We start from the raw sequence: 23615 nt of genomic DNA, 5'->3' as shown, positions 1-23615 counted from the left end.
CATGCCCAAGGTCATCGACCACGAGCGGCGACGCCGGGAGATCATCGAGGTCGCCAAGCGGCTGATCGCGGAGGGCGGCTTCGAGGCGGCCACCATGCGCAGCATCGTCACGGCGGCCGGCTTCGCCAACGGGGCGCTCAAGCACTACTTCGCGGGGAAGGACGAGATCATCGCGGCGACCTTCGAGAGCGTGCTGGCCGAGACCGCGGTGCAACTGTCCACTATGGATCGCGCGGTCGGTCCGGTGGAGGCGTTGCGGGGGTTCGTCGAGGCCGTGATGCCCCTGGACGCGCACCGGATCACGTCGGCCCGGGTGCTGCTGGTGCTGTGGGAGCACTCGGTGGCCAACCCCGACCTCGCCCGCCGGTACCGGGACCTGCTGACGACCTGGCGGGCCGAGCTGGTCACCCGCATCGGCGCGGCGTGGTCGGGGGCGTCGGCGGCGGAGGTGGAGGTGCTGGCGGACGAGATCATCTCGGCGACGATCGGGGCGAACGTGGCCAGCCTGATGCACCCGGTGGGGGAGCTGGTCGACCGTTACCGCGCGTATGTGGAGTCGGTGGTGCGGCGGATCACCCGCTGACCTCAGTCGATGTACCCGTCCTTCCACCGCTGTTGGCTGTAGCGGCTGTAGTTGCGGATGCGGTCGGGCAGCGGGTACATCGTCCGCCTGGGCTGGGCGACCGCCTCGCGGTAGCGGTGGTACTCGTATTCGGTTGTCGCCCGAGCCGGGTGGTGTTCGGGCAAGGCGTTGTGCAGGTCGGCGTACAGGTCGCGGGCCTCTGTGGCGCGGCCGGCGGCCCACAGCCAATGGGCGTAGCAGCGGGCTGCCTCGAGCGTGAGGTCGTCCGCCGGCCCGCGGTCTGACCACCAGGCTTCGATCAGCTCCTTCCCGAGCGAGCAGGCCTTGGCGAAGCTGCCCTCGGCGCCGGTCGCGTTCATCCGGCCCAACAGGGCCCGCAGGGTGAATTCGTCGTTGGCGTCCAGCGCCTCAGCGCAGCGTTGGCACAATTCCGTGTACTGCTCAAGCGCCGGCACCGGGGCGTTCAGCGTCAGGTTGCACCATGCGAGCTGGTGGAGCACGTGGAGGGTCAGTCGGTGGTTGTCGCCCAGGGATGACTCACGGTGCCCATTGTCCCGGCGTTCAGTGACGTTCTGTGCGCAGAAGTGCGGCCACGGGTGGGTGATCGCCCGGGTCGTAGGCGTAGAGCCAGGCGGTCGCGCGGGGGTAGAAGTGGCGGAAGAAGAGTTTCATCGCGGTGGTCTGGGCCCAGCGCTTGACCGGGCCGGACGTTTTCCGGTCGCGGTTGTCGTCGGCGGCCTTGAGGAGTCGGGTGATGCGGGGTAGTCGTTCGGCGTCGTAGGCCGCCAGGGCGGTGGGGATCGGGGCGGACTTGAGGTGGCGGGCCAGGGCCAGGGCGTCCTCGACGGCCATCGAAGCGCCCTGACCCGCGCCGACCGGGTGGGCCGCGTCGCCGATCAGGACCGCGCGGTCGGTGTGGCGCGTGGGCACGGGGGCCAGGGTGTGCATGACCGTCGTCGGGTGCAGGCGGGTGGTGGCGGCGATGATTCGGAACGGGGTGGCCTCCCCGCGGTACAGGCCGGCGACCCGGGCCAGCCAGTCGGTGTCGGCGGTGCGGTCCGGCTCGACCGGGTCGGCCACCTGCGCGGCCCACCAGGTTTCGCCGTTCGGCGCGGCCACGTGGAGGAACGCGCCCGCGGACGCGAAGGTCATGTTGAACGTCCCGGGCGGCACGTCGACACCTTCCGCCACACCACACACCGTGTAGAGCCCGGCGTAACGGGGCTGCGGAGCGGTCGGGTCGAGCAGACGGCGGGTGGTGGACCACAGGCCGTCCGCGCCAACGACCAGGTCGGCGTCCACCGACTCCAGGTCCACCAGTCGTTCGCCGGTGACGAGCGCAGCGCCGGCGCGCGTGGCCGCGTCACGCAAGGCGTCGACCAACTGCCCGCGCATGATCGTGACCCCGCGCAAGGTGTCTTCTTCGCGGCGACCGCGCGGCACGTCCGCGAGCAGTTTGCCCGAGGCCGACCACATGAGCTGTCTGTCCACCGCGAAGCCCCGCGATCGCACGTCGTCCAGGCACCCCAACGCATCCAGCCCCCGCAGACCGTTCACCGCGAGGCTCACGAACGACCCGACGTCCCCCGCCGGATCGGGCCGCGCCTCCACCACGGTCACGTCCGCGACCTCCCGCAACGCGATCGCCACCGCCGACCCCGCGACCCCGCCGCCCACCACGAGCACCCGCATGTCTGAACCTCGATTCACTGAATCGTCATTCGGTGATTGCGGGTTCAGTATGCTGAGCGCGACGGCCGAGGTCAACCAGGAGGTGCCGTGGGTGTGCGCAAGGCCCGTGCCGCCGAGACGCGGAGCGCGTTGCTGGAGGCCGCCCGGCGGCTGTTCACCGAGCGCGGCTACCTCAACACCAAGATCACCGACATCACGGCGGCGGCCGGCCGGTCGACGGGCTCGTTCTACGAGCACTTCGCCGACAAGGAGGAGCTGCTCAAGGCGATGGCGGCCGAGATGGACGCCCACGCCGACACGGCCATCGCCGAACGCGGCCACCCCGTCGACCACGACCTGACCGACCGCGCCCAGCTCCGTGACCACGTCGAGGTCTTCTGGACCGTCTTCCGCGACCACCTGCCGCTGATGGTCGCCGGCTTCCAGGCCGCCGCCGCCGCGCCGCCGGGGTCGGGGCGCATGTGGCAGAGCCTGGTCGAGGAGACGGCGGTGTTCCGGCAGCACCTGGAGTTCCTGCGGGACCGCGGACACCGGCTGGCCGGCGACCCGGAGGTGCTGGCGGCGATGATCGGCGCGATGCTGTCGACGTTCGGGTTCGCCTACCTGACCGGCGGGGGGAGCGCGCGGGACGACGAGATCGTGGACACCCTGACCGACCTCCTGCTGCACGGGCTCGCCGGGCCGGCGACCTGATCGATGCAGGTGGTGTCGCGCGAAGGGGTGGTTTGGTCCCCCGCGCGCGCGAAGGACCTGTCGTCTTTCTGACACGGGATCGCGCGGCGGTTGACACGCGCCCGCCGAGACGGTGACCTGGATCGGAGTTTGTTCGATCCTGTGTCACTTCCCTGCTGGAGGTTTCGGCAATGGCGTCAAACCTCGACAAAATCAAACACGCGCTTGTTGCGGCTGCCACCGCACTCGCCGCCGCCACCGCTGGCGTCCTGATCACGGGCGCGGTGGTGGAGGTCCCTGCCCAGGCTCTGCAGAACACCCTCGCCCGCGTCCCGCAGATGGGGTTCAACAACTGGAACGCCACCCACTGCCGGGCCGAGTTCAACGAGGCCATGATCAAGGGCGTCGCGGACGCGTTCGTCGCCCAAGGGCTGAAGGACGCCGGCTACACCTACGTCAACATCGACGACTGCTGGGCCCTGCCCCAGCGCGCCGCCAACGGCGACCTGGTGCCCGACCCCGCCCGCTTCCCCAACGGCATCAAGGCGTTGGCCGACTACGTCCACGCCAAGGGCCTGAAGTTCGGCATCTACACCAGCGCCGGCACGAAGACGTGCGACGCGCTGGGCTTCCCCGGCGGCATCGGCCACGAGCAGCAGGACGCGAACCTGTTCGCCTCCTGGGGCGTCGACTACCTGAAGTACGACAACTGCGGTGACCACCTCGGGCAAAGCGCCCAGCAGCGCTACACCGCGATGCGCGACGCCCTCAAGGCCACCGGTCGGCCGATCCTGTTCGCGATCTGCGAGTGGGGCAGTTCCCAGCCGTGGACGTGGGCCCGGGAGGTGGGCAACTCCTGGCGCACCACCGGGGACATCAGCGACTCGTGGACCAGCATGATCTCCATCGCGCGGCAGAACCGGGTGCTGGCGCAGCACGCTTCGCCCGGCTCGTGGAACGACCCGGACATGCTGGAAGTCGGCAACGGCGGCATGACCGACACCGAGTACCGCACCCACTTCAGCCTCTGGGCGCAGATGGCCGCACCGCTGCTGATCGGCAGCGACCTGCGCACCGCCACCCCGCAGACGCTGGCGATCCTGAAGAACACCGACGTGATCGCGGTCGACCAGGACCCGCTGGGACGCCAGGGCACCGTGGTGTCGGAGCAGAACGGGCTGGTCGTGATGGCCAAGCCGCTCGCCAACGGGGACGTCTCGGTGACCCTGACCAACGAGACCGCCTCGCCCGCGACCATCAGCACCTCGATGGCGTCGGTCGGCCTGGCCGGCGCGTCGTCCTACCGGCTCAAGGACCTGTGGTCCAAGGCCGTGACGACGTCGTCCGGGGAGATCAGCGCGTCCGTCCCCGCCCACGGCACGGTGATGTACCGGGTCACGCCCACCGCGCCGGTCCCGCCGGCGACCGGGCTGCACGACCTCGCCCGCCTGCCGTGGACGTCCGCGACCAGCGGCTGGGGACCGGTCGAACCCGACCACAGCAACGGCGAGCAGGCCTCCGGTGACGGCCGGGTCCTCACCATCGGCGGCACCGCCTACACCGAAGGCCTCGGCGTCCACGCGCCCGCCGACCTGCGGTGGCACCTGGGCGGCGCGTGCCGGTCGCTGACGGTGGACGTCGGCATCGACGACGAGGTGACCTCCACCGGGTCCGCGGTCTTCCGGGTCTACCGGGACACCACCGTGGTCGCCGACAGCGGTCGCCGCACGGCCGCCGACCCGCCACTGCGCCTGACCGCCGACCTGCGCGGCGGCACGCAACTGCGGCTGGTCGTCACGGACGCGGGCGACGGGATCACCCGCGACCACGCCGACTGGGCACGCCCGAAGCTCGCCTGCGGCACCGGCCCGGCGGCCGGCACGCACCACCTCGGCGACCTGCCCTGGACCTCCGCGTCCAACGGCTGGGGCCCGGTCGAACGCGACCGCAGCAACGGCGAGCAGGCCTCGGGCGACGGCCGCGCGCTCACCGTCGCGGGCACCACCCACGCCAAGGGCCTCGGCACGCACGCCGCTTCCTCGGTCACCTACTACCTCGGCGGGTCGTGCAGCACGTTCCGCACCGCCGTGGGCGTGGACGACGAGGTCGGGTCCAACGGGTCGGTGACCTTCGAGGTGCACGTGGACGGCGCGAAGGTCGCCGACAGCGGGCGACTGACCGGCTCCGGCCCGTCGGCCACGCTGTCCGTCCCGGTGACCGGGGCGCAGGAGTTGACCCTGGTCGTCACGGACGGCGGTGACGGCATCTCCTACGACCACGCCGACTGGCTGACCCCGCAACTGACCTGCTGAAACGGTCCGGGCGGCCGGTCCGCGGCCGCCCGGACTCGCGGTTGCGGTTCTGTTGGTAGCCCCGGATATCGGACTTGCGGAGTTCCGTCTTCTGACCGCCTGGTATGTCCGTTGTGTGGGGCCGGCCTTCGGCCGGTGGGTGGTCTGCCTGGAATCGTCGCGTGCTTGTCGTCGTTCCTGGCGGCGTTGGCGACCGGCCGGCTGCTATGCCACCCAATGTCTTCCGAAACGCGCCGCAGTGGCGCGTTGACCAGGGCTGACAGGTCTAAGCGCTGTCCGCCGTTCCGATGTTCCTCGACCCCCGAAGCCGCCGCGCTGGCGGGCGTCCTCGTCGGGCGAACCGCTGATAACGCCGCATTGTCCATCCGCGACAGTCCTGGTACGAGGATGCCGTGTCGAGGAGGGTCGGGTCATGACTCAAGTGGACATTCCGGGCCCCGTGGCCTCCGATTTCGAGGGTGCCGTCGCGCTCTCGGGGGAGGAGTTCGACGCCCTTCTCGCGGAGGCCGGGACGGACGAGGAGCGGGCCGTGGTGGAGTCCTCGGCGATCGGGCTCCGCATGGTGCAGATCGCCGAGTCACAGCGCGGCGTGCGCGAGTCCGGTGGAGAGGATCGCGGGGTGCCGTGGGAGCGGTACGTCAGGCCGTTCGGGGTCGGTCCGGCGCCGTGGTGCGCGTTCTTCGTCTCCTGGTGCTACTGGCAGACCACCACGCAGCGCCCCCCGTGGTCGAACCCCGGCTACGTACCGTCCGTGTACGCGTGGGCGCAGGCGGCGGGGCGGCTCACCCGTGCGCCGCAGCGAGGCGACATGTTCGGCACCGGCGGCGCGCACATGGGCCTGGTGTCGGCGCGCCTGCGCGACGGGCAGATCCTCAGCATCGAAGGCAATTGGGGGGACGCCGTCATGGCCGTGCGGCGGCCGATCTCCGCGCACTGGTTCGCCACACCGTAGGGAGTCCGGCGATGGATTTGCACGGGGTGTCCAACCAGCAGCGCGCGATCGACGAGATCTCGGCTTTGGTGTGGCAACGACTGTACCCGGACCGCCCGGTGCCGACGTTCGCGCCGTTCCACACCGAGCCGGAGTGGCGGGCGATCCGCGACCGGGTTAGCGACCTGGTGCACGGCCTCGCCCAGGAACCAGGCCCTCCGACGATCCCGTCCCCGACGGCCGAGTGGGACGAGCAGCAGCGCTGGATCGTCATTGCCGCCCGGGAATGGATCTCCCAGCAGCAGATGCGCTGACAGTGTCGGGGAGGCGGGCGAGCAGAGGTGCCTGGCGACGATCTCTCGTTGCACCAACGGCTGTGCCGCTGCTGTTCAACCCGCAACAAGGGGTATCCCCGCCCACAACCGCGCATCGTTCCTGGGGTGGTCGGCCGCGTCACCGGTGTGAGTCGGGGGAGCTGAAGGCCCGGGTGGGCGATCCGGTCCTGTCTTATGAGGAGCGGGTGGCGCTCGGGCGGGAACTCCAGGGGCTGTTCGAGGCGTCGTACGTGATGTGCAAGGCGGATCTGGCCAAGATCGGAGTGGCAAGCCGAGCGTCGCGCTGACCTCTTGAGCCCGTCAGAACACCAGCACACCAGGGAGGCTTGGAGTCGCCGCTCCGTGTGGGCTGTCGCGGTCTCGTCAGGCCTGGGACCGACTCGTTCGGAGGAGGCTCGCAAGCCGGAGGTGAGCGCGGCCGCTCGCCGATCAGATGGGTCGTCCACTCGTCGACGTGCCCGGCGGTCCAGGCCCGCGGGTACTCGTTGGTGAACTCGACCAGCGCCCGCACCACCGCGATGCGGCCCGCGATCGTGTCCGGCCGCAGCCGGCGCCCGCCCGCCGCGCGTACCCGCTGGTCTGCACGCCGCGTCGACGTCACCCGAGGTGGTCTCGCACCGCGGCCCGCGCCCGGTGCAGGCGCGACTTCATCGCCGGCACGCTCAGCCCCAACGCCCGCGCGACCTCGCCGCCGGACAGGCCCTGCACGTCCCGCATGATCAGGACGCGCCGCTGGTCGTGGGGCAGGGCGGCGATGGCCGCGGCCACCCGTTCCCGCTCCAGCCGGTCCAGCACGTCGTCCTCGGCGGACGCGGTGGGCAGGTCCTCGGTCGGCGGGGTGGCCAGGACCGCTCGGGCTCGGCGCAGGCACTCGTTGCGCACGATCCGGAACATCCAGGACGCCAACGCCGTCGCCGCCCGCAACGTCCCGATCTTGCGGAACAGCACGATCATGGCTTCCTGGGCCGCGTCCTCGGCGTCCTGGTCGCTGGCGCACAACGTGAACGCGAACCGCCGCACGTGCGGGTGCGCACCGGAGACCAAGGCGGCGATCGACGCCTCGTCACCGCGCTGCGCCGCAGCCACCAGTGCTTCGGCGGGCCAGGTGTACCCCCTACCCACGTGCCCTCCTCACGACCACCAGGGTCATCCATCCTCCTAGACGCTCTCCGGACCCCCATAGGAGGCGTCCCGGAGGCGAAAGGATTCACCCCGGATCGTGGGAAGCCCCGGCCGGTGGTCGGCCGGGGCTTCCTCGCGGTCAGGCGCAGATGCTGCCCCTGCTGCTGGTGGTGAGCACGTGCGTGCACACCAGCTCTTCCTCGTCGACGTCCTCAGCCTGTAGCCGCAGGACTTCTTCCATGGCGGTCACTCCTCTCTTGTTGTGGTGCGCCGGCGTCCAGGACCGTGCGCAGGGCGAGCAGCACCCCCGCCGAGCCGGACCACAGCTCCGCGGACAGCCGCTGACCGGGCTCGCCGAGCCAGGCGACCCCGTCGGGTCGCGGGATCGCGGAGCGGACCAGCCCGTGCGCGCTGGTGACCGAGGCCGCGACCAGGTGCGGCCGACCCAGCCGGCGTCCGACGTCGGCCAGCACGGCGGCCAGCCCCGCCAGGCCGGTGAACAGCCCCGGGAACACGGCGAACCGGACCGTGCACGCCCGCAGGCACCGTTCCAACGCGTCGGCCGGGCGGTGCTCGGTGGGCACGCCGAACTCCGCGTCCGGGCGGTGCTGGAGGTAGCGGGACAGGACGGCGGCGTACCCGGCGCTGCCCGCGAACAGGTAGGGGAAGACGCGGCGGTCCTTGAGGCCGATCTTGAAACCCAGGCCGTCGACGGGGAGCGGTTGGGCGTAGGCCAGCTCCTCACCGAGCAACCGCAGCCCGCGCTCGAACGGCTGCGGGTCGCCGGTGGCGCGGTGCAGGCGCAGCAGCGCGAACGCCACCCCGGTCCGGCCGCCGACCAGTCCGGACCGGTTGAGGCGGCTCAGCTGCGGGGTGAGGTCGTCGGGGATGCCGTCGAGCAGGCGCCGGGCCCGGTCCAGCCAGCGGTCGTCACCCGTGCGGCGGTGGTGGGCGAGCAACCCGAACGCGGCACCGGCCGCACCGCCGCCGAACGTGGCCGAGGTGGCGGCGAGCGGGTGGTCCGCCGCCGCGAGGAGCAGGGTTTCCGCGGCCTCGACCTCGCCCAGTTCGGCCAGCACGTCGGCGATCCCGGCGGTGCCGACGAGGTACCCGGGCGCGGTGTCGTCCGTCGCGCGGAGGGAGTCGTCGCGGAGCCTGCGGACGATGGCCGGGTCGCAGGGACGGCCGGCGCGGTGCAGGGCGTGCAGGACGCCCGCGGTGCCGTAGGCGAGGGCGCGGGTGTTGGTCTGGTAGCCCAGCGGGATGGTCGGGTAGACGCGGTCGGGGTGGTCCGGCTGGGCCATGGCCTCCAGGCAGTCGGCCGTGCGTTCGGCCAGGTCGTGCAGGGAGACGGTGTCCGGCGTGCGCGGCGGCAGCGCGGCTTGGTCCCAGAGGCGGTCGGGGATCGGCGCGAGTGCGCTCAGGTCGGCGTGCAGGTGGTCGAGGGCGCGCGGGTTGCGTTCGGCGGCTTCGTGGTGGGGGAAGAGGAGGAGTTGCGCCACGGCGGACTGGCCGAACCGGTCCAGTGCCAGCGGGTGCTCCTTGGCCGTTGTGCGGGCTTGGGGTTGCAGGTAGCCGGGCGTGCCCATGACCCGCCGGACGCCCCCGATGCGTTGTGCCGCTTCGAAATCCACCAGTCGGACTTGGTCGTTCTCGTCGACCAGGACGTTGGTCGGGCTCAGGTCGATGAACAGCCAGCCGAGGTCGTGGAGGCGGTCGAGGTGGGTGTCGAGGTGGTCGAGGAGGGTCAGGCAGCGGCGGTGGTAGTCGGCGAAGTCCTGTGGAGTGGGGTTCGTGCGCACCGCGGGGTTGTTGGTCACCATCCAGCGGTAGAGGGACATGCCGGGGACCAGTTCGGTGACCAGGTAGCTGTGCTCCCAGTGGTGGAAGAGTTCGATCGGGCGGGGGCACAGGCCGGGGGCGCGGGCGTGGATCGCGCGCAGGGCGAGGAACTCGTTCTGCAACCGGGTCTTGGCGTCGGACTCGTCGGCGGTGTAGCCGTTGTGGGCGCGGGCTTCCTTGACGAAGACGAGGTTGTCGTCGGAGCGGAACCGGTAGGCGCCTCCGGCGTTGCTGTGCTGGATGACGGAGTCGAAGGCGTAGCCGTGCAGCGTCAGCGGCCCGTTGGCGGCGGGCTTCTCGTGCCGCCGGAACGGGTCTGCGATCCCGGGCGGCAGCCGGAACTCGGGCCGGCGCTCGTCGTCGACCTCGGTGCCGTCGGGTGCCGTCATCCGCTCGACGTGGTGGCCTTCGGCGTCGACCCGGGTGTGGCCGCGGAAGGCGCCGTAGCGGTAGGAGACGCAGGTGCTGTCGCCGAAGCGGCGGTCGGTGAGGACGAACGGCCCGTCGATCCCGCGGAGGTCGGCTTCCAGCCGGCGGAGCACGAGCAGCGCGTGGTCTTGGTCTTGGGGGTACAGGGTGCAGAACTTGCCGCTCTGGACGCGGTTGGCGTGCTTGTCGTGCGCCAGCAGGAAGGTCCGGCGCCCGGCGAGGTGCTTGAAGGGCACGCGGAGGTCGTCCGCCACGGCGGTCACGACGGCGAGGACGTGCGGGGCGTTGGTGAGGGAGGCGGAGACGTGGACCTTCCAGCCCTGGTCGGGGGTGCGGGCGTCGGGCGGGATCCAGTGCGTCCAGGCGCCGGACTGCCGTCGCCGCCATCCGGCGGGCAGGGGGCCGGCGACGAAGCGGACTCCCGGGTCGCCGGTGTCCCAGGGCGCGTAGAAGTCGTCGTCGACGAGGAGGAACGACATGTCCACGGCCATCGGGTCAAGGTGTCAACGGTGGTGCGGTAAGTCAATACGGCCGTCCGAGCTGTCCACAGTGGACAGACGAACCGACTCCCCACAACAGCCCACCCACTTCTAACCCCGCCGGCCCACTCCCACCCCTACCCCCTACCGCCGCTGCCGCCGCCCGCCGCCGCTGCCGCCGCCCGCCGCCGCTGCCGCCGCCCGCCGCCGCTGCCGCCGCCCGCCGCCGCTGCCGCCGCCCGCCGCCGCTGCCGCCGCTGCCGCCGCCCGCCGCCGCTGCCGCCGCCCGCCGCCGCTGCCGCCGCCCGCCGCCGCTGCCGCCGCTGCCGCCGCCCGCCGCCGCTGCCGCCGCCCGCCGCCGCTGCCGCCGCCCGCCGCCGCTGCCGCCGCCCGCCGCCGCTGCCGCCGCTGCCGCCGCCCGCCGCCGCTGCCGCCGCCCGCCGCCGCTGCCGCCGCCCGCCGCCGCCCGCCGCCGCTGCCGCCGCCCGCCGCCGCTGCCGCCGCTGCCGCCGCCCGCCGCCGCTGCCGCCGCCCGCCGCCGCTGCCGCCGCCCGCCGCCGCTGCCGCCGCTGCCGCCGCTGCCGCCGCTGCCGCCGCCCGCCGCCGCTGCCGCCGCCCGCCGCCGCTGCCGCCGCCCGCCGCCCGCCGCCGCTGCCGCCGCCGCCGCCGCCCGCCGCCGCCGCCGGTCGGGTGTCCAAGGCCGTTCTGGCTCTCCGCAGTCCGCCCCGCCCGCCCCAAGGCCCGTCCGCCCATCCATCCGCCCGCCGCTTGACGCCATCAGGTTTGCAATGCAAACCTGATGACAACACAAATGCTTGGGGGAGCGATGTCCGACTCGGCCACCGCCGGTCTGATCGACGAGATGAGCAACCTGCGCCGCCGCACCCGGCAAGTCCGGCACGGCTACTGGTTCCCGTTACTCCTGTTCGGCGTCCTCACGCTCGGCTCCATCCCGCTCCTGCGCCCCTTCGACTGGCAACACTCCCCGGACACCCACTGCACCCAAGGCCCCGACGGCCGGATGACCAGCTGCACCTTCCGCACGCCCAACACGGCGTTCGAAGTCCCCGGCCTGGGACGTGTCGACCCGCTGAAGGTGTTCAACAGCGGCTTCCTGGAGGCGGTCGCGCATCCGCTCGCGCTCGGGCTGTACTGGCTGGCCGTCCTCGTCTTCGGGTTCCTCGCCACGGTCTGGTGGTACCGGTGGCGGGCGCATCGGGTGGGGGTGGAGACCTCTACTCGGGTCTATGCGCAGGTCACGGTCTGTGGGCTGGCGGTCCTGCTGTTGGTGCCGTTGATCGGTGCGGTGGGTGGACGGTTCCTGTGGCTGGGCGGGTGGGCCGGGCGGATCGGCAGTGTGGTGTTGATCGGGGTTTCGCTGGGCGCGGTGGTCGTGGCCATGCGGTGGTCGCGGGTCAAGCAGGAGCGAGCCGGAAAGGGGGAGCGGGCTGGGAAGGGGGAGCGGCCCGGGAAGGGGGTGTGGGTCGGGCTCGCGGCGACGATCCTCGTGGTGTCGGTGTTGGCCGCCGCGGTGATACACAAGACCGGTGGGCTGATGCTGTTGGCGATCGGGCTGCTCACCCTGGCGCTGGTGGAGCGCAGCATCTGGTGCGGGCTCGTCGCGCTCGCCTTCACCGGCTTCACCCTGCTGGCCAACGCCTCCTACATGGGTACGATCTTCTACCGGCTGCACTGGGACATCGGACCCCGGGAGACCAACCTGCTCTACAACGGCAAGGACATGGTGTTCCCGGGCGCCGTGCTGATCATCGGGGGACTGGTGGCACTGCTCGGGCACTGGTGGACCCGCAGGCGGTCCGGGTGACCGAAACGCACCCGACCAGCGGGCTCGACGACGTCGTCCACCAACGCCACCGGCTCGGCATCCTGACCATCGCGGCGGAGGCCAAGCGGGTCGAGTTCTCCTACCTGCGGTCCACTTTGGACCTCACCGCGGGCAACCTGTCCCGGCACATCAGCGTGCTGGAGGAGGCCGGGCTGGTCGAGGTGGACAAGGGGTACGACGGTCGCCGCCCCAAGACCTGGGTCAGCATCACCGGACCGGGTCGCACCGCGCTGGCCGACGAGATGGCCGCCCTGCGCGCGCTCCTCACCCGTCACGAGAACCCCGACCAGCGCACTCCGTGACCGGCGGGCGGTGACCTTCACCGGGGCGGGCGGAGTTGTGCCCGGACCGGGTTGCCCTGCGCGCGTCCTCCCCCGTACGGCGGCACAGTCGCAGTATGCGCACACTCCGCACCACCCTGGCCGCCGTCGGCACCGCCGTCCTGCTGGTGACGGCCGCGAGCCACGCCACCGCGACGCCACTGCCGCCGGTCGGCCAGGAGTTCGAGGTGCCGCTTCGGGTCGTGGGCCTGGCCGTGGTCCAGGACGGCGTGCAGCGGACCTACGACGCCACGGGCACGTGGAAGGTGAAGGTCGAGGCGAACCCGGAGGCGCCCCTCACCAGCGTCCTGTTGGACACCAACGGGTTCACCCTGTCCGGCCGCAGCACGGGCGGCCCGGACGTCCGGACCATCACCATCCGGCAGAGCGCGGCCGACCCGCGATCGGTGCTGCGCCTGGTCCAGGCCTTCCCGCCGAAGTACGAGCAGGTGGTGGTCCAGAGCTTCGCCACCGCGTTCGACCAGGCCGCGTCGCCGATGAACCTGGTCACCAAGGAGCCGGCCAGGTTGATGGCCACCCTGACCCGGTTCCCGCCCACGGGTGAGGTGTTCAAGCTCCAGAACGCGGTGGCGCTGGTCGACCCGGCCAACCCGGCGGCCACCCTCGCCACGATCCCCGCCCTGCCACTGGCGATAGGCGTACCCGTGAGCTGAAGTGCGGGTTCAGCGCTGTCAATAGCTTCAGTGTCGCCCGAAAGTGTAAACCTGTCGGGTGCGGGCCGGCAGGATCGTGGACGTGCGAGAGCCCCGCTTTGCTGTTGGTGACGGGTACGCCGTGTACCGGGGGCCGGTGGGGGACAGCTCCGTCCACCGGCACGCCGCGTTCCAGGTCGCGATCGGGGCCGAGGTGTCCATGGTGGACGGCTCCGGGACCACGCACCGCGGCGGGGTGCTGGTGGTGCCGCCGATGGTGCGCCATCGGCTCTTGGCTACCTCGGACCTGGTGACCTTCTTCGTCGAGCCGCACTGCGCGTTCGCCGACCGGCTGCGGGAGCGGTGCGGGGAGGGGATCGCGGTCGTGCCGGAGTTGGCGGACCTGTGCGAGGCGGACATCCCGGTGCGGGCCTCGGCCACGCTCGATCCTCGGCTCGTCGCGGCTTTGGAGGCCGTGGAGGACCGCGGGGTCACGGTGCCCGACCTGGCTGCCCGGGTCGGGTTGTCGCCGCAACGGCTGCGTGCGCTGGCCCGGGAGCAGGTCGGGATGCCGGTGACGCGGTGGCGGGTGTGGGTGGGGTTGCGGCGGGCGGCGGAGGCGTTGTGGGCGGGGCAGTCGCCGGCCGAGGCGGCGGCCACGGCGGGGTTCGCCGACCAGGCGCACCTGACCCGCCGGATGCGGGAGATGCTCGGCCTGACACCCGCCGCCGTGCCCCGAGCCCGAAGCTGACGCGCCCTGCTGCGCCGAGCGCCGGCGCCCGCTGCTGTGCCGGGCGCCCTCCGCAGCCGGCACCCGTGCCGTGCGGTCAGCGGTGGGCGGTGTAGATCGAGATCGAGCCGGTGGCGGTCTGCACGACCTCGGCCTCGCGGACGTCGGTGAACCCCGCCTCGGCGATCAGCCCGGGTAGGGCGCCGTCCGCGTTGGGTTGGGTGTCCTCCTTGCCGTCGGCGAGTTGGACCACCCGGAACGCCAGGCGCATGAGCGCGGTCCGTTGCTCGCCATAATCGGTGACGACCAGCTTGCCTCCGGGGCGCAGGGCACGTGAAGCGGCGGCGAGGACGGACCGCTTCACCGGCAGCGGGCACTGGTGGAGCACCAGGCTCGAGACCACCGTGTCCACCACGCCCTCGCCGAGCAGGTCCGCGACCCGGTCGCCCAGCCCCTCCCGCCACTCGACGTCCGGAGCCTTGCGGCGGGCCAGTGCGAGCACCTCCGGGTCGGGGTCCAGGCCGACGACCCGGGCGCGGGGTTCGAGGCGGTGCAGCAGTCGGGCCAGGGTGCCGGTGCCGCACCCGATGTCCACGACGAGGTCGTCGGGACGGGGTGCGACGTGCAGGGCGGTCAGGGCTCGCCACAGGCGTTCGCGGGTCAGGGCGATGACCCGGTCGTAGTAGCGGGTCGGTGCGAACCGCCCGAGGGCCGGGGTGAAGGCGTTCATGTGCCGCAGCGTCGCGGGTGGCCCGCGTCCGGGTCTTGAACGAAACGCTCAGCGCTGCCGGACGAGGTCGCGGACGGCTTGGGCGATGCGGGTGCCGGCGTGGCCGTCGCCGAAGGGGCAGGGCACGTCCCGCAGGTCGTCGCGGTGCTGCAAGCGGTCCAGGGCGACGTCGGCGAGGTCGTGGGGCGCGGCCAGGCGGCCGAAGTGCCCCAAGACCTCGGGGCGTTCGGTCGAGCGCCGGACGACGACCACCGGTCGCTTGAGGACGGTCGCTTCCTCCTGGACCGCGCCGGAGTCGGTGACCAGGAGGGCGGCGTGCCGGGCCAGGGCCAGGAACTCGGAGTGCCACAGGCGGTTGACCAGGCGCAGGTTGGACGTCGAGGTGCGGGCGCTCGCGCGGATGAGCGCCGCGCGGACGCGCGGTGCGGCGGGCAGGACGACGGGGTAGCCGGCGTCGGCGAGCCGGGCCAGTTGCCGGGTCAGGTCGGGGTGCTCGACGTTGTCGGGCCGGTCGAGGGTGGCCAGGACGTAGCCGTCGGGTCGCAGGCCCCACTTGTCCAGGACCTTGCGGCGGTCCTCGGGGGCCAGGAGCCGGTGGCGGACGGCTTCGGCGGTGGTGTTGCCGGTCAGGCGGACGTCCCGGCCGCCGAGGCCTTCGGCGTGCAGGTTGTCCACGGCGGTGGTGGTGGGTGCGCACAGCACGTCCGACAGGCGGTCGACCAGCACGCGGTTGTGCTCCTCGGGTTCGGTGAGGTCGCGGCTGCGCAGGCCCGCGTCCACGTGGACCAGGGGGATGCCGTTGGAGTTGGCGGCGAGCGCGCCGGCCAGGGCGGTGGGGGTCGCGCCGCGGACCACGACCACGTCCGGGCGGTCGGCGGCGAACACGCGGTCCAACTGGTCCAGGGTGTCGGCCAGCCGGCCGGTGCGCGGGTCGGTGTCGGCCGGCAGCGGTGGCTGGGCGGCGGGGGTGGGCAGGTCGCCGCCGACGCGCACCACGCGGGCCAGGTCGCCCAGCGCGCACAGGACCGGGGCGAGCTGGAAGATCTCCGGTCGGGTGCCCAGGACCATCGCGGCGGCGCCGGTGGTCCGCGGGCGGGCGGTGCGTGCGGGCTGCTGGAGGATCGCGGTCATGGTGGCCTTTCAACGTTGGTTTGGACCATTTCAGGAAACCCGGGCTCCGGGCGGCCCGGTGTCGTCCCGCGATGACCGTTCGAGCGGCCGTGTAGTCCCTGGTTGACACCACCCGATGGTGGACACGGGCGGCCGGTGCGAACTGGTGCTGCTTCCATGGATCGGGTGATGGAGCGGTGGCAGGACGCGTTCCGGTCGCGGCGGTCGCGTGACGTCATGGCGTCCCTGGTCGTCGCCGGACCGGGTGCCGTGGGGTTGCTGACCGGTTTCTGGCGGACGTCCACGGTGCCCTCGCTGCCGCTGTTCGCCGCGCTCACGGTGGTGTGCGCGGTGGCGGTCGGGTTGTGGCGGCGCGAGCACGACTGGCTGGTGGCGCTGGTCGCGTGTGCCACGTTCGTGGTCACCGACCTGCCGTACGCGAACTACGTGATGACCTACTCGCTGGCGCGGCGGCGGCGCTGGCCGCTGGTGGCGCTGACCGTGGGGCTGCTGCTGGTGTGGCCGCTGCACGTGGCCCTGTTCCAGCCGGCGTCCGACGGTCGGCTGTTCGAGTTCGAGACGAGCCTGCCCGCCAGCGGCGTGAACGGCCTGGTCTACTGGTCGTTCGCGGCCGTGTCGCCCTTCGTCATGGGGTTGGCTAAAAACAGCCTGGAGGCGGCGCTGGTCGAGCGGGAGCGGCACGCGAAGGAGTCCGCCGAGCGGCAGCGGCGGCTGCGGGAGAGCACCCTGCGGGAGCGGACGCTGACCGAGCGGGCCCGGTTGGCGTCGATGATGCACGACGGGGTCGGCCACCACGTCAGCGTGATGGTGACCACCGCGGGCGCGATGAGCGTGGACCCGGCCGCCACGGCGTCCATCGTGGAGCGCTGCGACCTGATCGTGAGCGTGGGCCGGGAGGCGATCTCGCGGCTGACCGAGGTGCTGGACGTGCTGTCGGCCCCGGCGCGGCAACCCGTCGTGGAGTTCACGGTGGCCGACATCGACGACCTGGTCCAGGACTACCGGTCGCTCGGGGTGGCGGTGGACTGGGAGGTGGGCGCGGTGGACGGGTGCGCCGCGACGACCCAGGACCTGTGCTACCGGATCGTGCGGGAGGCCCTGACCAACGTCCTGCGCCACGCCGCGACGCCGCGCGCGGACATCCGCGTGACGCCGAGCGCCGACCGGCTGCACCTGACCGTGACCAGCCCGCTGTCGCCGTCCGACCGCGCCGGCCTGCCCGGGACCGGTCGCGGGCTGCGGCTGCTGGCCGACGAAGCGGCCCTGGCGGGCGGCACCCTCACCGCCACTCCTTCGAGTGAAGCCGGCCGTTTCGTCCTGCGTGCGGACCTGCCCCTGGCCCACGACGGTCGCGACCCGGCGGACCCCGTGCGACCATCGGAGGCATGATCAGGGTGCTCGTCGTCGACGACCAGGCTCTGATCCGCGCCGGGACCACGGCGATCCTGGAGTCGGCCGACGACGTCGAGGTGGTCGGCGAGGCGGCGGACGGCGCGGAGGCGGTCGCGGTGTGTCGCGAACGCTCACCGGACGTGGTGCTGATGGACCTCCGGATGCCCCGCGTGGACGGGGTCACGGCCACCGCGCAGCTGAAGAAGGACCCCGATCCGCCGCACGTGCTGGCCCTGACGACGTTCAACGACGACCAGCTGATGATCGACGCCCTGAGCGCCGGCGCGGACGGGTTCCTGTTGAAGCAGATGGGTCCGCGGGACCTGCTCAGCGCCATCCGCGCGGTCGACGGCGGCGCGTCGGTCGTGGACACCGAGCTGAGCAGGCGGGTGCTGAGCCGCATCACCGACCACGGCACGTCGTTCCCGGCGGCCGCGGAGCGGTTGGGGCAGTTGAGCGAGCGGGAGCGCGAGGTGCTGGGGCACGTCGGGCTGGGGTTGAACAACGCCGAGATCGCGCAGCGGTTGTTCATGAGCGTGTCGACGGTGAAGACCTACGTCTCGCGGACGCTGAGCAAGCTCGGGCTGGACAACCGCGTGCAGGCGGCCCTGCTCGCCCACCAGCTCCGACTCACCCCCGAGGAGTAGGCGGGCCGGGGTACGCTGCGCGCCGGGTCGGGGGGCTTCTTGCTGTGCTTGTGTCGGGGGACCTGTGTTTCGTTCTGTTCGTGGCCTGGGCATGGCGGTGTCCGTGCTCATCTGCCTCAGCACCTTGAGCGTTGTGGTCACTCTGGGGTGGCTGTGGAAGTTCAACAGCGCTTACGAGGACTACCTGCACAGCGGGTTGCCCTTTGCCGAGTTGCAGTCCTACGTCCGGCCGGCGGTGACGTTGAGCGCGGTCGACGGGTCGGTGCTCATCGCCACCGCCGTCGTGACGATCGTGTGGCTGTGGCGGGTGCGGGTCAACGCCGAGGCGATCAACCCGCACACCCGGCACCGGTGGGGCAGGGGCGCGACGGTGTGGGGCTGGTTGCCGGTGGTGAACTTCTGGGTGCCGCGCCGGGTCGTGCTGGACGTGGTGGGTGCCGGGGTGCCCGGCGTGTCCGCCTCGGTGGTCAACTGGTGGTGGGGGACCTGGGTGGCGTCCCTGGTCCTGGAGCGCATGACCCGGGTCTACACCGATCCGGAGAGCAAGTTCTTCGACGTCGGCAAGGCCGTCCTGTGGACCGGCATCGGCGCGGCGCTGATGGTGGTGGCGGCGGTCTTCTTCCTCCGGATCGTGCGGGGGATCACGGCGTGGCAGTCGTCCGCATCCACTTACCGACCGGGGGAGGAAGTCCTGCCGCCGTTCCTGTGATCGGGTCAGCGGTCGCAGAACGCGGCGAGCGCGGCGATGTCCTGCGGGGTGTCGCCGTGGGCGCCGGTGAAGGCCATCGCGATGCTGCGCCGCCCGTACGGGGAGACACCGCCCCGGCTGATCACGCCCGCCGTGTTGCCGCCGTGGTCCTGGTGTTGCCGGCGATGCGGTAGTGGCCGGTGGCGGGCACCGGCCGCCCGGTCCGGTGGACCGCGGCTAGCGGTTGGCCAGACCGTCGATGCGCAGGGTCGTGGACTCGTCGCGGTGGGTGCCGGTGGTGCCGACGTGCTTGGCGCTGATCTCCGTGCCGTTCTTCAGGACGTGGAACAACGCCATGCCGTGGCCGCGGCCCAGGTCGTAGTCGGTCTTGAGCCAGTCGAGGACGACGGCGGCCTTGGTGGTCGCGTCGTAGCCCCGGTCGGCGGCCTCGGCGAGCAGTTGGGCCGGGGTCTTGCCGGTCTTGTTCTCGATGGCGTCGAGGTAGGCCTGGAAGGACATGGTGGCGCCTCCGTCTGTCGTGTCGTCGTCGAGGCAACTCTAAGACAAGACGGGTTGTCCTGACAACTTTTCTTTTCGGTGAGTCAGCTGAGCGCCTCGCGCACCTTCGCGATCACGGCCTCCTCGACCTCGGCGACCTGCCCGTCCGCGGCGGCGACCTCGTGGCAGATCGCCTCGATGGCCTGCGGGAAGCCGGCGGCTTCGGCGGGGTCCTTGGCGGCGAGGATCTTCAGCGAGCTGCGCAGGGCGTCCAGGACGACCTCCTCCAGCTCCGCCTCGGGCAGGGCGGACAGGTCCACGCGGGCGGCGTGCAGGACGACGCGCAGCTCGGGGGAGAGGTTCGTCAGCGCTCTGAGGCCGGCGTAGCGCTCCTGGATCACCGGTCCGGGGTCGGCGTGGGAGACCAGCACCATCACGCCGAAGACGGCCTTGCGCAGCGTCCGGCTCTCGTCGTCGGAGTAGAAGATCATGCCGATCAGCCTAGGCGACTGCACCCTCCGGCCCCGCACGCTCCCTCCCGGCCGACAGCCGTGTCCACTGTGGAGGAGCCCCGGGTACCGCGGTCGTGGTAGGTCGGGATGCTGCTCGGGTGGGAGTCGGTGCGCCCGGCCGGCGGTTAAGGTTCGGGCATGGGGCCTCGACTGCGACGCGAAGTGGTGCGGGATTGGGGGATCGCCGTCGCGGTTGCCGGGATCCTGGTGGTCACCGGGGTGTCGGGCGGGCACGGCGGGGTCTGGGGCGTGGTGCTGCTCGCCCTGGGCGGGCTGGTGCTGGGGGTCCGGCGGCGGGCGCCTCTCCTCGTGCTGGGCCTTGCCGGGGTTTGTGCGGTGGGGGCGCAGGCGGCGGGGATGGACGTGCCGGCTGTCGCCTACCTGGTCGCCGTCTACACCGCCATGCGCTCCGGCCACCGCTGGGCCGTGGTGGTGGGGTCGATCGCCCTCCTGCTGGCCCTGCCCTTCGCGGACCTGGTCGCCGACCCCGCGGGCGCCACCGGGGAGGCGTTCAAGCACGCGCGGAGCGTCTTGGAGATCGGGTGGCTGGTGGCGGCGGGTGCCGCCGGCGAGGCGTTGCGGCAGGCCGAGCGGCGGGCCGACGAAGCCGAGCGCACCCGGGAGGAGACCGCGCGGCGGCGCGCCAACGAGGAGCGGCTGCACATCGCCCGGGAGCTGCACGACTCCCTGACCCACCAGATCTCGGTGATCAAGGTGCAGGCCGAGGCGGCGGTCCACCTGGCTCGCAAGCGCGGGGAAGAGGTGCCGGCGGCGTTGCTGGCCATCCGCGAGGCCGGTCGGGAAGCCACGCGGGAACTGCGGGCGACGCTCGGGGCGTTGCGCGACGACGACGTGTCCCCGCCGCGCGGGATCGAGGACCTGCGCGGCCTGGTGGAGCAGGTCAAGGCGACCGGGCTGGACGCGACCCTGACCATCCGGGGCGAGGGGCGGGACGTGCCGGCGGCGGTCGAGCGCACGGCCTACCGGATCGTCCAGGAGTCCCTGACCAACGTCACCCGCCACGCCGCCGCGGCCAAGGCCGAGGTCCGCCTCGACTTCCGCCCCGACGCCCTGGACGTCCGCGTCGACGACGACGGCACCGCCACCCCCGCCCCGACCCCGGGCTTCGGCCTGCTCGGCATGCGCGAACGGGTCACGGCCCTGGGCGGCCGGCTGCGCGCCGAACCCCGCACCGGCGGCGGCTTCACCGTCCACGCCGAACTCCCCGTGGAGCGCACCCCGTGATCCGCGTCCTGCTGGTCGACGACCAGCCCCTCATCCGCAGCGGTTTCCGCGCCCTCCTGGACGCCGAGGACGACATCACCGTCGTCGGCGAGGCCGCCCACGGCCGCGAAGCCCTCGACAAGGTCCGCGACCTGCGCCCGGACATCGCCCTGGTGGACATCCAGATGCCCGTCCTCGACGGCGTCGAGACCACCCGCCGCATCGCCGCCGACCCCGACCTGGCCACCACCCACGTCGTCATCCTCACCAACTACGGCCTGGACGAGTACGTCTTCGACGCCCTGCGCGCCGGCGCCGCCGGCTTCCTGGTCAAGGACGTCGAACCGGAGGACTTCCTGCACGCCGTCCGCGTCGCGGCCCGCGGCGACGCCCTCCTCGCGCCCTCCATCACCCGCAAACTGATCGACCGGTACGTCAGCCGACCACCGCACCCGACCACCGGCGCCGTCCTGGACCAGCTCACCAACCGCGAACGCGAAGCCGTCACCCTGGTCGCCCGCGGCCTGTCCAACGACGAGATCGCCGACCACATGGTGATCACCCCGCTGACCGCGAAGACCCACGTCAACCGCGCGATGACCAAACTCCACGCCCGCGACCGAGCCCAGCTGGTCGTGCTGGCCTACGAATCCGGCCTGGTCACCCCGGGCGGCGACCAGCCCTCCACGGACCGGTCAGGAATGGAGAAGCAGCAGAGGACAGGCCGGCCCTAGCGTCGTCCCCACACCGGCTGAACACGGCCGCTCCTGGAGGGACGAGGGCATGAACAAGTGGATCCGGCGCATCCACCGCTGGGTGTCGATGGCTTTCACCGCGACGGTGCTGGCCACGGTAATCGCACTGTCCCAGCCGGAACCGCTGGTGTGGGTGTCCTACCTGCCACTGCTCCCACTGGCAGTGCTGTTCTTCACCGGCCTGTACATGTTCGCACTACCCCACACCACCAAGTGGCGAGCCCGCCGCCAACCCACCTGACCACCACCACGCCTAGCGGCGCGCACAGCGCGGTGTGCAGTGGTCCCAACCACAGGTGGAGGGCCTCGGTTCCCCCGCCGTATGGCCTGCCCGAAGGGCTACCACAGATTTGCCGGGGTGCAGCCAAAAGTTTTTGCGAGGAACGAGCAAAAAGTTTTAGCAGCACCCCGGCAAATCTGTGGTTGGCTCCGCCAGGCCATACGGCGGGGGAACCGACGCCCTTCACCCCCCGCTGGCGGCCTGCCGCGCGGCGAGCGCCGCTCTTCATCTTTTCATCTTTTGATCTTTTGATCTCTTGATCTTGAAAGAACGAAAGCGTCAGGGCAAAGAGCGACCGGTAGCGATGAGGTCCAAGCGAGGCAGGTCCGGAACCACCACGGCCCGGCGGGTGCTCGTCATCACGACCCCCGCATCACGCAACCGGCTGAAAGCCTTCTCCGCGGTGCGGGACTTCATACCGGCGATCGAAGCCAGTTCGACGTTGGTCAAGGGCAGGTCCAACGTCCACCCCGCCGTCGTTCTCGACCCGTGCTGGCGCACCAGGTGCCCCAGCACGCGCGCGATCCGAGTGGCGGCGTGGTGGGGCATGGCGCGGCGCAGTTCGTTGGCCCAGCGGACCTGGTCGGCGCGGACGCGGAACAGTTCCACCAGGACCTCGCGGTGGAAGTCGAGGAAGTCCAGCAGTTGGTGCTGGGGGATGAGCCGGCCGGTGACCGGGCCGCACGCGACCACGGTCGCCGAGCGCGGACGGCCGTCCAAGGCCGCCATCTCGCCGACCAGGTTGCCCGCGGACAGGACCGCGAGCAGGGCCGCGTCGCCGGCCTCGTCGCTGGCCCGGACCTTCACCGCGCCGGTCAGCACGAGCACGGCGTGACCGTCCTCGCCGCCCTCGCGCAGCACGACCTCGCCCGACCCGTACGCGACCGGGCCGCCCAACTCCAGCAGCGCGCCGGCCACCCGCTCCGACAGCCGGCCCAACAAACCGCGCTCCCCGTCCATCTCCGCGTCCCCCCGCACCGCAAATCCAGTCCACGTCGTCGGTTGCGACCATCTCACCATCCGGCGGTGATCGGCACCCCGGGTGGTCCCATGATGATCAAGGACGGCGCAAGTCCAGCAGGTGGCGGGTCGAATGCGCCACGAAACTGCCCTCGGCGCGGATCTGCTCGTCCATGCGGCGCAAGGCGTCCGCGTGCCGCTCGACGGTGAAGTCCGGCACCCACCACACGCACTTGCGCAGGATGTACACCACCGCCCCGACGTCGAAGAACTCCATCCGACACCGGGCGGTGCGCAGGTCTTCCAGCTCCAGGCCCGCCGACTCGGCCGCCGCCACCTCCGCCTCCGGGTCGCGGTCGTCCCGGTGCTCGGGCAGCGGACCCAGGAAGTACTCGGTGAGCTCCAGCGCCGACCCCGGGCCGACGTGCTGGGCGAAGTAGTGGCCGCCGGGCGCCAGGACGCGGGCGATCTCCGACCAGTCCGGGCGCACCGGGTGGCGGCTGGTCACCAGGTCGAACGTGCCGTCCGGGAACGGCAGACCCGAGTCGGGCGGGGTCAGGACGACCTCCACCCCGCGCGGACCCAGCAGCGCCTTCGCCCGTTCGGCGTTGGGCGCCCACCCCTCCGTGGCGCACATCCGGGGCGGGAACACCGGGGCTTCGCCCAGCACCTCGCCGCCGCCGGTGTCGATGTCCAGCGCGGCCTTCGCCTTGGCCAGCCGCTGCGCCTGCAGCCTCGCGTAACCCCACGGCGGGCGCTCCTCGGTGGCCCGGCCGTCCAGCCACCCGAAGTCCCACCCCGAGACGTCCACCGCCGCCGCTTCTGCCACCAAGTCCTCGAACGCGCGCATGG

Annotated in this window: 27 protein-coding genes; 16 read left to right on the top strand and 11 right to left on the bottom strand. The window is 72.1% G+C overall.

What is annotated here, in order from left to right; genetic code table 11:
- The first annotated feature begins 1 nt into the window (after position 1).
- On the top strand, positions 2 to 583 hold the full coding sequence (locus DFJ66_RS04120) for a TetR/AcrR family transcriptional regulator (RefSeq protein WP_121218087.1): 582 nt from the start codon (positions 2 to 4) through the stop codon (positions 581 to 583).
- A gap of 2 nt (positions 584 to 585) precedes the next feature.
- On the opposite strand, the gene DFJ66_RS04115 is transcribed toward DFJ66_RS04120, so the two are convergent.
- Together DFJ66_RS04115 and DFJ66_RS04110 are read right to left on the bottom strand one after the other, a co-directional pair.
- Positions 586 to 1083: a hypothetical protein gene (locus DFJ66_RS04115; RefSeq protein ID WP_121218085.1), complete on the bottom strand. Its 498-nt coding sequence runs from the start codon at positions 1081 to 1083 to the stop codon at positions 586 to 588.
- A gap of 61 nt (positions 1084 to 1144) precedes the next feature.
- Positions 1145 to 2275 carry an FAD-dependent oxidoreductase gene (locus tag DFJ66_RS04110; protein ID WP_121218083.1) on the bottom strand — a complete coding sequence of 377 codons (1131 nt, stop codon included), beginning with the start codon at positions 2273 to 2275 and terminating at the stop codon, positions 1145 to 1147.
- Positions 2276 to 2362: 87 nt separating this feature from the next.
- Between DFJ66_RS04110 and DFJ66_RS04105 the strand changes: the two genes are divergently transcribed.
- The 5 genes from DFJ66_RS04105 (at position 2363) to DFJ66_RS44870 (ending at position 6812) form a co-directional block, all read left to right on the top strand.
- Complete coding sequence (locus tag DFJ66_RS04105) at positions 2363 to 2968, top strand: TetR/AcrR family transcriptional regulator (protein ID WP_121218081.1); 606 nt, start codon at positions 2363 to 2365, stop codon at positions 2966 to 2968.
- A gap of 170 nt (positions 2969 to 3138) precedes the next feature.
- Complete coding sequence (locus DFJ66_RS04100) at positions 3139 to 5259, top strand: NPCBM/NEW2 domain-containing protein (protein WP_211350965.1); 2121 nt, start codon at positions 3139 to 3141, stop codon at positions 5257 to 5259.
- A 412-nt stretch (positions 5260 to 5671) separates the two neighbouring features.
- Entirely contained in the window at positions 5672 to 6211 is a 540-nt protein-coding gene (locus DFJ66_RS42435) for a C40 family peptidase (protein ID WP_170199127.1), read from the top strand.
- A gap of 11 nt (positions 6212 to 6222) precedes the next feature.
- On the top strand, positions 6223 to 6504 hold the full coding sequence (locus DFJ66_RS04090; protein WP_121218077.1) for a hypothetical protein: 282 nt from the start codon (positions 6223 to 6225) through the stop codon (positions 6502 to 6504).
- A gap of 173 nt (positions 6505 to 6677) precedes the next feature.
- Positions 6678 to 6812, top strand: coding sequence for a hypothetical protein (locus DFJ66_RS44870; RefSeq protein WP_281276598.1), 135 nt, complete (start codon positions 6678 to 6680; stop codon positions 6810 to 6812).
- Positions 6813 to 7122: 310 nt separating this feature from the next.
- Here the strand turns inward: DFJ66_RS44870 and DFJ66_RS04085 are convergent, their stop codons facing one another.
- The 3 genes from DFJ66_RS04085 to DFJ66_RS04075 form a co-directional block, all read right to left on the bottom strand.
- Positions 7123 to 7647: an RNA polymerase sigma factor gene (locus DFJ66_RS04085; RefSeq protein WP_121218075.1), complete on the bottom strand. Its 525-nt coding sequence runs from the start codon at positions 7645 to 7647 to the stop codon at positions 7123 to 7125.
- A 212-nt stretch (positions 7648 to 7859) separates the two neighbouring features.
- Complete coding sequence (lanKC, locus tag DFJ66_RS04080; RefSeq protein WP_121218073.1) at positions 7860 to 10409, bottom strand: class III lanthionine synthetase LanKC; 2550 nt, start codon at positions 10407 to 10409, stop codon at positions 7860 to 7862.
- Between the two features lie 125 nt (positions 10410 to 10534).
- Positions 10535 to 11095: a hypothetical protein gene (locus tag DFJ66_RS04075; RefSeq protein ID WP_121218071.1), complete on the bottom strand. Its 561-nt coding sequence runs from the start codon at positions 11093 to 11095 to the stop codon at positions 10535 to 10537.
- Between the two features lie 128 nt (positions 11096 to 11223).
- Between DFJ66_RS04075 and DFJ66_RS04070 the strand changes: the two genes are divergently transcribed.
- From DFJ66_RS04070 to DFJ66_RS04055, 4 genes are all read left to right on the top strand, one after another.
- A complete protein-coding gene (locus DFJ66_RS04070) occupies positions 11224 to 12222 on the top strand; it encodes a hypothetical protein (protein WP_121218069.1) in 999 nt (332 codons plus the stop codon).
- Complete coding sequence (locus DFJ66_RS04065) at positions 12219 to 12545, top strand: winged helix-turn-helix domain-containing protein (protein ID WP_246029566.1); 327 nt, start codon at positions 12219 to 12221, stop codon at positions 12543 to 12545. Before DFJ66_RS04070 ends, DFJ66_RS04065 begins: the two co-directional genes overlap by 4 nt.
- Positions 12546 to 12640: 95 nt before the next feature.
- The gene (locus tag DFJ66_RS04060; RefSeq protein ID WP_121218067.1) at positions 12641 to 13237 is read left to right on the top strand and encodes a hypothetical protein; all 597 of its coding nucleotides are present in this window, start codon (positions 12641 to 12643) and stop codon (positions 13235 to 13237) included.
- Between the two features lie 82 nt (positions 13238 to 13319).
- Positions 13320 to 13967 (top strand): helix-turn-helix domain-containing protein, encoded by a 648-nt coding sequence (locus tag DFJ66_RS04055; RefSeq protein ID WP_211350964.1) that lies wholly within the window; start codon positions 13320 to 13322, stop codon positions 13965 to 13967.
- 76 nt (positions 13968 to 14043) lie between these two features.
- Here the strand turns inward: DFJ66_RS04055 and DFJ66_RS04050 are convergent, their stop codons facing one another.
- Positions 14044 to 14676, bottom strand: a complete 633-nt coding sequence (locus DFJ66_RS04050; protein ID WP_121218065.1) for a class I SAM-dependent methyltransferase — start codon at positions 14674 to 14676, stop codon at positions 14044 to 14046.
- 48 nt (positions 14677 to 14724) lie between these two features.
- Positions 14725 to 15807, bottom strand: coding sequence for a UDP-N-acetyl glucosamine 2-epimerase (locus tag DFJ66_RS04045; RefSeq protein WP_121218063.1), 1083 nt, complete (start codon positions 15805 to 15807; stop codon positions 14725 to 14727).
- A 156-nt stretch (positions 15808 to 15963) separates the two neighbouring features.
- Between DFJ66_RS04045 and DFJ66_RS04040 the strand changes: the two genes are divergently transcribed.
- The 3 genes from DFJ66_RS04040 (at position 15964) to DFJ66_RS04030 (ending at position 18555) form a co-directional block, all read left to right on the top strand.
- Positions 15964 to 17196, top strand: a complete 1233-nt coding sequence (locus tag DFJ66_RS04040) for a sensor histidine kinase (protein WP_147459171.1) — start codon at positions 15964 to 15966, stop codon at positions 17194 to 17196.
- A complete protein-coding gene (locus DFJ66_RS04035) occupies positions 17193 to 17846 on the top strand; it encodes a response regulator transcription factor (RefSeq protein ID WP_121218059.1) in 654 nt (217 codons plus the stop codon). Before DFJ66_RS04040 ends, DFJ66_RS04035 begins: the two co-directional genes overlap by 4 nt.
- 133 nt (positions 17847 to 17979) lie before the next feature.
- Complete coding sequence (locus DFJ66_RS04030) at positions 17980 to 18555, top strand: DUF4328 domain-containing protein (protein WP_170199126.1); 576 nt, start codon at positions 17980 to 17982, stop codon at positions 18553 to 18555.
- Between the two features lie 216 nt (positions 18556 to 18771).
- Here DFJ66_RS04030 and DFJ66_RS04025 read toward each other — a convergent pair whose 3' ends face one another.
- Both DFJ66_RS04025 and DFJ66_RS04020 read right to left on the bottom strand, forming a co-directional pair.
- A complete protein-coding gene (locus DFJ66_RS04025) occupies positions 18772 to 19053 on the bottom strand; it encodes a DUF4287 domain-containing protein (RefSeq protein ID WP_121218055.1) in 282 nt (93 codons plus the stop codon).
- Between the two features lie 83 nt (positions 19054 to 19136).
- A complete protein-coding gene (locus DFJ66_RS04020; protein ID WP_121218053.1) occupies positions 19137 to 19523 on the bottom strand; it encodes a hypothetical protein in 387 nt (128 codons plus the stop codon).
- Positions 19524 to 19682: 159 nt separating this feature from the next.
- Here DFJ66_RS04020 and DFJ66_RS04015 point away from each other — a divergent pair, with 159 nt between their 5' ends.
- Genes DFJ66_RS04015 through DFJ66_RS04005 form a run of 3 tightly spaced genes read left to right on the top strand, consistent with a single transcriptional unit; the run spans position 19683 to position 21764 of the window.
- Positions 19683 to 20789 carry a sensor histidine kinase gene (locus tag DFJ66_RS04015; RefSeq protein WP_121218051.1) on the top strand — a complete coding sequence of 369 codons (1107 nt, stop codon included), beginning with the start codon at positions 19683 to 19685 and terminating at the stop codon, positions 20787 to 20789.
- Positions 20786 to 21502, top strand: coding sequence for a response regulator (locus DFJ66_RS04010; RefSeq protein ID WP_121218049.1), 717 nt, complete (start codon positions 20786 to 20788; stop codon positions 21500 to 21502). Before DFJ66_RS04015 ends, DFJ66_RS04010 begins: the two co-directional genes overlap by 4 nt.
- Before the next feature lie 49 nt (positions 21503 to 21551).
- A complete protein-coding gene (locus tag DFJ66_RS04005; protein WP_121218047.1) occupies positions 21552 to 21764 on the top strand; it encodes a hypothetical protein in 213 nt (70 codons plus the stop codon).
- A 318-nt stretch (positions 21765 to 22082) separates the two neighbouring features.
- On the opposite strand, the gene DFJ66_RS04000 is transcribed toward DFJ66_RS04005, so the two are convergent.
- Both DFJ66_RS04000 and DFJ66_RS03995 read right to left on the bottom strand, forming a co-directional pair.
- A complete protein-coding gene (locus DFJ66_RS04000; RefSeq protein WP_121230618.1) occupies positions 22083 to 22763 on the bottom strand; it encodes a Crp/Fnr family transcriptional regulator in 681 nt (226 codons plus the stop codon).
- A gap of 97 nt (positions 22764 to 22860) precedes the next feature.
- Positions 22861 to 23613, bottom strand: a complete 753-nt coding sequence (locus DFJ66_RS03995) for a class I SAM-dependent methyltransferase (RefSeq protein ID WP_121230616.1) — start codon at positions 23611 to 23613, stop codon at positions 22861 to 22863.
- Between the last annotated feature and the right edge of the window lie 2 nt (positions 23614 to 23615).

The sequence above is a fragment of the Saccharothrix variisporea genome (genome assembly GCF_003634995.1).
GTDB lineage: Bacteria > Actinomycetota > Actinomycetes > Mycobacteriales > Pseudonocardiaceae > Actinosynnema > Actinosynnema variisporeum.
The sequence above is the reverse complement of the archived record's forward strand: the minus strand, read 5'-3'. Positions and strand labels throughout refer to the sequence as shown.